We start from the raw sequence: 9963 nt of genomic DNA on the forward strand, positions 1-9963 counted from the left end.
CAACCTATCGACCCCATGTGCGAGCTAGGCTGTCGGACCGTGACCGAGTCGCTCCCCACTGTCGACACGACCCTGCTCGCGAAGGTCAATACTCTGAGCGGCCCGCGCGTCCGGTTGGAGCCGCTCGGCCCGCAACATCTGGACGCCATCTGGCCGGGCCTCCAGGACCACGAGACCATGCGACTGACGGGCACGCGCACACACTTCGAGGTTGATGCGGTCGCCCGCCACCTCGCGGCGGTTCCGTCCGCCCCGGACCGGGCCGATTGGGCAATCGTCGAGTCGGCGTCGGGAGAATACCTCGGCGAGATCGTCCTGAACGAGCTGGACGAAACGGACGCGTCGATGAACTTCCGGATCGCGCTCGCGCCCGGCGCTCCGGGTCGCGGTTTCGGAACGGAGGCGGCGACCGTCGTGCTCGACCACGCGTTCGGCGAGCTGGGGCTGCACCGCGTCTACCTCGACGTCTTCTCCTTCAATCCGCGCGCCCAGCGGTCATACGAGAAGGTCGGGTTCGTGGCAGAGGGGCGCCAGCGGCACACCCTGTTCTGGGACGGCGAGTGGGTCGACTCGATTCTGATGTCGGTGCTGAGTTCGGACCCACGCCCGACCTTCCTCGGCTGACCCCCGGGCGTGTCGCCCGAACTGGGGTACAAAGACGTGTCCTCCATTTGACCCACAGACGGTCCATTCTGGCTAGGCTCTGACCGAAACGCAGTCACGTCAACCCGAAGGACACGCTGTGAACCCGAACACCATTTCCTACAACCATGCCCACGACGAGGCGCGACGACAGCTCCGCCGTCACGAGCGCGATCTGCAGTGGGCGAAGGACCGCCGACGCCAGCAGGAGCGCGAGCTCGCTGAAGCACGGGCGCTGCTCGCCGCGAGCCCGGCGACCCTCGTCTGGGCGCCGCTGGCCATCGCCGCCTTCCTCATCGTCGGCGACGCCGTCATGGTCTGGGGCGTGCTGAATTCCAGCCTCCTCGGCACCAGCGGCTTCATCGTCGCGTGGGCGGGAGTCGTCGTCGGCGCGGTGGTGCTCATCCAGCTCGCCGTGTCGCTCACCAAGCTGAACGCCCGCCGTCGCGCCGCCCAGCAGCTGGTGCAGCTCAGGGACGCGCGACTCTCGCACACCCAGTTCCACATCGAGGAGAGCCTCGGCTCCTTCATCGACGGTCACCAGGTCGCGCGCGCCACTCGCTGAGCAGCGTCGACCCCTGTCGGCGAGCGAACCTAACGCTCGTCCACCTCGATCCCGGCGGCCACCGCAGCCTCACGGTATGCGGCGGCCAGCTGGGCGAGCGAGTAGTGCGCGTTGAGGCCGCTCGGACTCGGCACCACCCAGACAGTGGATGCGCCGAGCGACTGCTGCTGTCGCCCAGGCACTGCGCGCGGTTCCTCGAAAGCGGTGCGGTACGCGGTCACTCCGAGCAGCGCGATCACGCGCGGCCGGTGGGTCTCCGCGGTCCGCTCCAGTGCGGAGCGCCCCGCGATGAGCTGCGCGTCGGTCAGCTCCGACGCCTTCGCCGTCGCGTAGTTCACCAGCGTCGTCAGTCCTACCCGGCGGTGTGCGAGGTCGGCCAGGTCACGCGGATCGAATCCGGCCGACGAGTCGATGATGCGGTCGGTGATCCCCGCCAGGTGCAGCGCAGGCCAGAACCGGTTGCCTCGATTGGCGAAGCTCGCCCCGATGGCGGCGCTGCGCAGGCCGGGATTGATGCCGCAGAAGAGGAGCTCCACCCCGTCGCTGAGCACATCGGGCAGGGATGCGCCCGTGTACGACAGCAGCTCGGCCCTGGTGAAGCTCACGGTGCGACCTCCCGTCGCTCGCGGATCAACCGCGCGAGCACCGCTGCCTCGCTGATCTCCGGGTCCCTCGTCGCGGTGAGCAGGGTGAGCGTGCCGGACTCCGCGATCGACCGCAGTCGGTCGAGCGCCGCTGCCCGCTCCGGTTCGGCGAGCTCGGCCGTGTACTGCGTCTCGAACGCGCCGAAGCGATCCGGGATGTGCGCATACCAGCTTCGCAGCTCGGTCGACGGCGCGATCTCCTTGCACCACTCGTCGAGGTGCGCGCGTTCTTTGCTCACCCCGCGCGGCCAGAGCCGATCGACCAGCACCCTGGTGCCGTCCGCTGCGTCTGGCTGCTCGTAGACGCGGCGCACCCGGACATCCGGTGTCGTTGCCATCGGCCGTTCCTCCCTTGTAGCGTCGCCGTTCCCTGTGAACAGCATCCTCGCATCCGGCGCTCACGCACCCTCTGGTTCCCCTGGGCATCGGCTAGAATCGTCGGTGCCTGATTCATTGATCAGGGCGGTCGGTTCCCGTGCTCGGGGGTCGGTCCGAGGCTTGAAACCTCCGGCATCCCTTATACGATCCCCGGAGGTTTCTCCATGTCTGCACCCGTGCGCGCCCGCAATCGCTGGCTAGCTCTCGTCGTCCTGTCGCTGACCCAACTCGTCGTGGTCCTCGACGGCACCATCGTCAACATCGCTCTTCCCCAGGCTCAACGGGAACTCGGCCTCAGCGATCCGCAGCGTCAGTGGGTCGTCACCGCGTACGCCCTCGCGTTCGGTGCGCTCCTGCTCCTCGGCGGGCGAGTGGCGGACTACGGGGGGAGGCGACGCGCCTTCTTCGTCGGCATGATCGGCTTCGGCGCGGCTTCCCTCTACGGAGGGCTCGCGCAGAACGGCACGGAACTGATCATCGCGCGTGGACTGCAGGGGGTGTTCGCCGCTCTTCTCGCGCCGGCGGCTCTCGCCCTGCTCACGGTGACCTTCCCGAGCGGGAAGGAACGCAACACCGCCTTCGCCGTGTTCGGAACGATCGCGGGAGCAGGTGCTGCCGTCGGCATGGTGCTCGGCGGCGTGCTGACCGAGTTCGCCGACTGGCGCTGGTGTCTCCTGGTCAACCTGTTCTTCGTCGTGGCGGGAGTGGTCGGGGGAGTGCTGTTCCTCACCGAGAGCAAGGCGGAGGGACGCAACACTTACGACGTGTTGGGCGCGATCACCGTCACGCTGGGGCTCGGCTCCCTCGTCTACGGGTTCAGCCTGGCCGAGAACGGCTGGGCGCGCGCGGACACCATCCTGTTCATCGTCGCCGGCGTCGTCCTGCTCGCGCTCTTCGTCTGGATCGAGGCCAGGTCCAGCCATCCCCTCCTGCCGCTGCGCGTCGTTCTCGATCGAGCGAGGGGCGGAGCGTTCCTCATCCAGGCCGTCGCGGGCAGCGTGATGATCGGCGCGACCCTCTATCTGACCTTCCATCTGCAGATCGTGCTGGGGATGGCACCGCTGGAAGCGGGCCTCGCGAGCCTGCCGCTTCCGCTGGCGATCATGGTGACGGCGCCGATCGCCACCAAGCTGCTCCCGGCGATCGGTCCTCGCCCACTGATGACGGGTGGCCCGATCATCGTGGCGGCCGGGCTGCTCCTGCTCAGCAGGATCACCTTCGATGGCGCATACGTCGTGCAGGTGCTTCCCGCGTTGCTGGTGATGGGCGTCGGGATGGCGTTCGTCTTCGTCCCCCTGCAGAACGTCGCGCTCTCCGGGGTCGAGCCGCACGACGCAGGCGCCGCGTCCGCCACGGCGAACTCGGCGATGCAGATCGGCGGGTCCATCGGCCTCTCGGTGTTCACGGCTGTCTACGTCGCCGCTGTCGGCGACGACGGGCGGTCGCTGCCGGCCCTCACCTCTGGATACTCGACCGTGTTCATCGGCGCCGCGATCGGGATGGTCGTGGCGGCCATCATCGCCGCCACCCTGATCGGCGGCAAGACCAGGCACGCTCGCGGCACGCGCGAAGCGACGGCGTCGCTGCACTGACACACGTCGCCCAGCGGCCTGACCCGGCGTGAAAGCCGCCGGATCAGGCCGTTTTCCGTACACGGATCGAGTGCCAGGTTCGCGACGCGCCCGGGATGCAACCTTGATTTGCGAGCATTCGCGGTAGTGCGTAAAGTACTTACTTGTCACCCCAAAGGTGCGGGAGAGCGGAACTGCTCCCCGGCCTCAAGCGGGACCACATCCCCGGTTTTCTTCTCGATTGTCCGAGGGTGGTTATCCTCCACTTGCTGAGCTGATTGTCGTGCTCGGTCGTGTGATCGGCTGCCTTTCTCAGGCGGCCAGGTTGCGACCGGCTGATTTGACAAGGAAGCTTCGGGTGGTAGGGTTGACAGGTTGCCCCATTTTGACCGTGTGATGCGGGATGGTGGGAGCGTCCGATCCTTGAGAACTCAACAGCGTGCACAATGTCAAATGCCAAAAACNGGTTGACAGGTTGCCCCATTTTGACCGTGTGATGCGGGATGGTGGGAGCGTCCGATCCTTGAGAACTCAACAGCGTGCACAATGTCAAATGCCAAAAACCTCGTGTTCAGCTTCGGCTGGGCAAGAGATTCCTTTGGATTAGATACAGAATGTCAGTAGATATTCGAAACTAGTCAGATCAACTCGCGGGGAGAATGGGCCTATTCCGGTCCGCTTCTCGCACAGTGTTTCCCTTCCGCTTTCGGGTGGTTGTGGAGCTAAACATTTACGGAGAGTTTGATCCTGGCTCAGGACGAACGCTGGCGGCGTGCTTAACACATGCAAGTCGAACGATGAACCTGGAGCTTGCTCTGGGGGATTAGTGGCGAACGGGTGAGTAACACGTGAGTAACCTGCCCTTGACTCTGGGATAACCTCCGGAAACGGAAGCTAATACCGGATATGACGTACGGAGGCATCTCCTGTGCGTGGAAAGAATTTCGGTCAAGGATGGACTCGCGGCCTATCAGGTAGTTGGTGAGGTAACGGCTCACCAAGCCTACGACGGGTAGCCGGCCTGAGAGGGTGACCGGCCACACTGGGACTGAGACACGGCCCAGACTCCTACGGGAGGCAGCAGTGGGGAATATTGCACAATGGGCGCAAGCCTGATGCAGCAACGCCGCGTGAGGGACGACGGCCTTCGGGTTGTAAACCTCTTTTAGTAGGGAAGAAGCGAAAGTGACGGTACCTGCAGAAAAAGCACCGGCTAACTACGTGCCAGCAGCCGCGGTAATACGTAGGGTGCAAGCGTTGTCCGGAATTATTGGGCGTAAAGAGCTCGTAGGCGGTTTGTCGCGTCTGCTGTGAAAACCCGAGGCTCAACCTCGGGCCTGCAGTGGGTACGGGCAGACTAGAGTGCGGTAGGGGAGAATGGAATTCCTGGTGTAGCGGTGGAATGCGCAGATATCAGGAGGAACACCGATGGCGAAGGCAGTTCTCTGGGCCGTAACTGACGCTGAGGAGCGAAAGCGTGGGGAGCGAACAGGATTAGATACCCTGGTAGTCCACGCCGTAAACGTTGGGCGCTAGATGTGGGGACCATTCCACGGTTTCCGTGTCGCAGCTAACGCATTAAGCGCCCCGCCTGGGGAGTACGGCCGCAAGGCTAAAACTCAAAGGAATTGACGGGGGCCCGCACAAGCGGCGGAGCATGCGGATTAATTCGATGCAACGCGAAGAACCTTACCAAGGCTTGACATATACGAGAACGGGCCAGAAATGGTCAACTCTTTGGACACTCGTAAACAGGTGGTGCATGGTTGTCGTCAGCTCGTGTCGTGAGATGTTGGGTTAAGTCCCGCAACGAGCGCAACCCTCGTTCTATGTTGCCAGCACGTAATGGTGGGAACTCATAGGAGACTGCCGGGGTCAACTCGGAGGAAGGTGGGGATGACGTCAAATCATCATGCCCCTTATGTCTTGGGCTTCACGCATGCTACAATGGCCGGTACAAAGGGCTGCAATACCGTAAGGTGGAGCGAATCCCAAAAAGCCGGTCTCAGTTCGGATTGAGGTCTGCAACTCGACCTCATGAAGTCGGAGTCGCTAGTAATCGCAGATCAGCAACGCTGCGGTGAATACGTTCCCGGGCCTTGTACACACCGCCCGTCAAGTCATGAAAGTCGGTAACACCCGAAGCCGGTGGCCTAACCCTTGTGGAAGGAGCCGTCGAAGGTGGGATCGGTGATTAGGACTAAGTCGTAACAAGGTAGCCGTACCGGAAGGTGCGGCTGGATCACCTCCTTTCTAAGGAGCATCTGGCACCTGGTGTCGTTAGACGCTTGGTGTCCAGGCGCCAGATCGAGACGAATGTTCTCGCTGGTAGCTCATGGGTGGAACATTGACATTGGTGCAGAGCTGATCGGTTTGATCCAAGTACGCTTCTTCGGGAGTTGGAACGGTTCGGGCTGGGAGGGTTTGCACGTGCACGCTGTTGGGTCCTGAGGGACCGGGCCTCGTCCGAAATGGGCGGGAAACGAACCTCTGGACCTTTTCTTGTTGGCCATGACTGGGCCGCGGGAAGGGTACCGCCCGTACTTTGAGAACTACACAGTGGACGCGAGCATCTTAGATTCGAGACGTTGTCTCGGATCACAAGATCAAACAACATTCCCTTCGGGGGGTGTTGGTAGATCATTGGTCAATCTGATCCGCCCTTTTGGGGGTGGGTCGATCGATTCTAAAACTCATGTGATTTCAAGTTTCTAAGAGCAAACGGTGGATGCCTTGGCATCTGGAGCCGAAGAAGGACGTAGTAATCTGCGATAAGCCTCGGGGAGTTGATAAACGAACTTTGATCCGAGGATTTCCGAATGGGGAAACCCCGCTGGGCCCGTTAGGTGACCCAGTGACTCCCGCCTGAATATATAGGGCGGGTAGAGGGAACGTGGGGAAGTGAAACATCTCAGTACCCACAGGAAGAGAAAGCAAAAGCGATTCCGTTAGTAGTGGCGAGCGAAACCGGATCAGGCTAAACCGATCATGTGTGATAGCCGGCAGGCGTTGCATGGTCGGGGTTGTGGGACTTTTCTGCTGCTTCTGCCGAACAGCGAACGTTACAGAGGAATATAGGCGAATGGTTTTGAAAGGCCAGTCATAGAGGGTGCCAACCCCGTAGCCGAAATGTTCTGATGGCGTGAAGAGTATCCCAAGTAGCACGGGGCCCGAGAAATCCCGTGTGAATCTGTCAGGACCACCTGATAAGCCTAAATACTCCCAGATGACCGATAGCGGACAAGTACCGTGAGGGAAAGGTGAAAAGTACCCCGGGAGGGGAGTGAAATAGTACCTGAAACCGTTTGCTTACAAACCGTTGGAGCCTCCTTGTAGGGGTGACAGCGTGCCTTTTGAAGAATGAGCCTGCGAGTTAGCGATATGTGGCGAGGTTAACCCGTGAGGGGTAGCCGTAGCGAAAGCGAGTCTGAATAGGGCGATTCAGTCGCATGTCCTAGACCCGAAGCGAAGTGATCTATCCATGGCCAGGTTGAAGCGACGGTAAGACGTCGTGGAGGACCGAACCCACTTAGGTTGAAAACTGAGGGGATGAGCTGTGGATAGGGGTGAAAGGCCAATCAAACTTCGTGATAGCTGGTTCTCTCCGAAATGCATTTAGGTGCAGCGTTGCGTGTTTCTTGCCGGAGGTAGAGCTACTGGATGGCCGATGGGCCCCAAAAGGTTACTGACGTCAGCCAAACTCCGAATGCCGGTAAGTGAGAGCGCAGCAGTGAGACGGTGGGGGATAAGCTTCATCGTCGAGAGGGAAACAACCCAGACCACCAACTAAGGTCCCTAAGCGCGTGCTAAGTGGGAAAGGATGTGGAGTTGCACAGACAACCAGGAGGTTGGCTTAGAAGCAGCCACCCTTGAAAGAGTGCGTAATAGCTCACTGGTCAAGTGATTCCGCGCCGACAATGTAACGGGGCTCAAGCACGCCACCGAAGTTGTGGCATTGACATTAGTGGTAGGCCTTCGTGGTCCAGCCGTGTTGATGGGTAGGAGAGCGTCGTGTGGCGAGTGAAGCGGCGGTGTGAACCAGCCGTGGACGCTACACGAGTGAGAATGCAGGCATGAGTAGCGAAAGACGGGTGAGAAACCCGTCCTCCGAAAGACCAAGGGTTCCAGGGCCAGGCTAATCCGCCCTGGGTAAGTCGGGACCTAAGGCGAGGCCGACAGGCGTAGTCGATGGACAACGGGTTGATATTCCCGTACCGGCGAAGAACCGCCCAAGCTAATCCAGTAATGCTAAGTGTCTGAATCCCCGTGATCGAGGCCTTCGGGCTGAGACGTGTGGGCCTAGCACACGACCCTATGCTGGTGCGGCTAGCGTATTAACAGGTGTGACGCAGGAAGGTAGCCGAGCCGGGCGATGGTTGTCCCGGTCTAAGTGTGTAACCCGAGAGATAGGCAAATCCGTCTCTCATGAAGGGCCAGGCACGATGGGTAGTCTTAAGTGACGAAATCGGTGATCCTATGCTGCCAAGAAAAGCATCGACGCGAGGTTCCAGCCGCCCGTACCCCAAACCGACTCAGGTGGTCAGGTAGAGAATACCAAGGAGATCGAGAGAATCGTGGTTAAGGAACTCGGCAAAATGCCCCCGTAACTTCGGGAGAAGGGGGGCCTGAGGCGTGAACGGACTTGCTCCGGGAGCGTTTGACGGCCGCAGAGACCAGTGGGAAGCGACTGTTTACTAAAAACACAGGTCCGTGCTAAGTCGCAAGACGATGTATACGGACTGACGCCTGCCCGGTGCTGGAAGGTTAAGAGGAACGGTTAGCCGCAAGGCGAAGCTGAGAATTTAAGCCCCAGTAAACGGCGGTGGTAACTATAACCATCCTAAGGTAGCGAAATTCCTTGTCGGGTAAGTTCCGACCTGCACGAATGGCGTAACGACTTCCCAGCTGTCTCAACCGCGAACTCGGCGAAATTGCACTACGAGTAAAGATGCTCGTTACGCGCAGCAGGACGGAAAGACCCCGTGACCTTTACTACAGCTTGGTATTGGTGTTCGGTGTGGCTTGTGTAGGATAGGTGGGAGACTGTGAAGCTTGGACGCTAGTTCAGGTGGAGTCATTGTTGAAATACCACTCTGGTCACTCTGGATATCTAACTTCGAACCGTAATCCGGTTCAGGGACAGTGCCTGGTGGGTAGTTTAACTGGGGCGGTTGCCTCCCAAAAAGTAACGGAGGCGCCCAAAGGTTCCCTCAACCTGGTTGGCAATCAGGTGTCGAGTGTAAGTGCACAAGGGAGCTTGACTGTGAGACTGACAAGTCGAGCAGGGACGAAAGTCGGGACTAGTGATCCGGCAGTGGCTTGTGGAAGCGCTGTCGCTCAACGGATAAAAGGTACCTCGGGGATAACAGGCTGATCTTGCCCAAGAGTCCATATCGACGGCATGGTTTGGCACCTCGATGTCGGCTCGTCGCATCCTGGGGCTGGAGTAGGTCCCAAGGGTTGGGCTGTTCGCCCATTAAAGCGGTACGCGAGCTGGGTTTAGAACGTCGTGAGACAGTTCGGTCCCTATCCGCTGCGCGCGTAGGAAATTTGAAAGGATCTGACCCTAGTACGAGAGGACCGGGTTGGACGAACCTCTGGTGTGTCAGTTGTTCCGCCAGGAGCACCGCTGATTAGCTACGTTCGGGATGGATAACCGCTGAAAGCATCTAAGCGGGAAGCCGGCCTTGAGATGAGATTTCCATGCCTTCGGGCGAGAGGCTCCCAGCTAGACTACTGGGTTGATAGGCCGGATGTGGAAGTGGGGACTAAAGACCCATGGAGCTGACCGGTACTAATAAGCCGATAACTTGATGATCACTACTCACACACATGTTGTAAGGCTGGTGTGTGAGGCCAAAGATTGCTTGCGTCCACTATGTGGTTCTCGATGTACGGTCGAGAACCGAACCAATCAGCTGATTGGTCCGTTCACTTTGATACATCAATAGTGTTTCGGCGGCCATAGCGAGAGGGAAACGCCCGGTCACATTCCGAACCCGGAAGCTAAGACTCTCTGCGCCGATGGTACTGCAGGGGGGACCCTGTGGGAGAGTAGGACACCGCCGGACTTCTTTTCACGAAATGGCCACCCACCGGGTGGCCATTTCGCATTTAACAACCAACATCACAACACAACAGGGCGTCGGGAACGACGTAGGCC

5 protein-coding genes and 3 rRNA genes are annotated in these 9963 nt (G+C 60.2%); 6 read left to right on the forward strand and 2 right to left on the reverse strand.

Annotated features, from left to right (window positions below; genetic code table 11):
- The first annotated feature begins 39 nt into the window (after positions 1 to 39).
- Together ASE16_RS04930 and ASE16_RS04935 are read left to right on the forward strand one after the other, a co-directional pair.
- The gene (locus tag ASE16_RS04930) at positions 40 to 624 is read left to right on the forward strand and encodes a GNAT family N-acetyltransferase (protein WP_235500360.1); all 585 of its coding nucleotides are present in this window, start codon (positions 40 to 42) and stop codon (positions 622 to 624) included.
- Between the two features lie 118 nt (positions 625 to 742).
- Positions 743 to 1207, forward strand: coding sequence for a hypothetical protein (locus ASE16_RS04935; RefSeq protein WP_055891294.1), 465 nt, complete (start codon positions 743 to 745; stop codon positions 1205 to 1207).
- A gap of 29 nt (positions 1208 to 1236) precedes the next feature.
- Here the strand turns inward: ASE16_RS04935 and ASE16_RS04940 are convergent, their stop codons facing one another.
- Positions 1237 to 1812, reverse strand: coding sequence for a mismatch-specific DNA-glycosylase (locus tag ASE16_RS04940; RefSeq protein ID WP_055891296.1), 576 nt, complete (start codon positions 1810 to 1812; stop codon positions 1237 to 1239).
- Positions 1809 to 2189 carry a DUF488 domain-containing protein gene (locus ASE16_RS04945; protein ID WP_055891298.1) on the reverse strand — a complete coding sequence of 127 codons (381 nt, stop codon included), beginning with the start codon at positions 2187 to 2189 and terminating at the stop codon, positions 1809 to 1811. Before ASE16_RS04945 ends, ASE16_RS04940 begins: the two co-directional genes overlap by 4 nt.
- A gap of 204 nt (positions 2190 to 2393) precedes the next feature.
- Between ASE16_RS04945 and ASE16_RS04950 the strand changes: the two genes are divergently transcribed.
- From ASE16_RS04950 to rrf, 4 genes are all read left to right on the forward strand, one after another.
- On the forward strand, positions 2394 to 3821 hold the full coding sequence (locus ASE16_RS04950; protein ID WP_055891302.1) for an MFS transporter: 1428 nt from the start codon (positions 2394 to 2396) through the stop codon (positions 3819 to 3821).
- Between the two features lie 708 nt (positions 3822 to 4529).
- Positions 4530 to 6053: ribosomal RNA gene (locus ASE16_RS04955) — 16S ribosomal RNA — on the forward strand.
- Positions 6054 to 6501: 448 nt separating this feature from the next.
- A 23S ribosomal RNA gene (locus tag ASE16_RS04960) occupies positions 6502 to 9618 on the forward strand.
- Positions 9619 to 9754: 136 nt separating this feature from the next.
- A 5S ribosomal RNA gene (gene rrf / locus ASE16_RS04965) occupies positions 9755 to 9871 on the forward strand.
- Together the 16S, 23S and 5S rRNA genes form the textbook arrangement of a ribosomal RNA operon.
- Positions 9872 to 9963: the final 92 nt, after the last annotated feature.

Source organism: Leifsonia sp. Root227 (genome assembly GCF_001428745.1).
GTDB lineage: Bacteria > Actinomycetota > Actinomycetes > Actinomycetales > Microbacteriaceae > Leifsonia.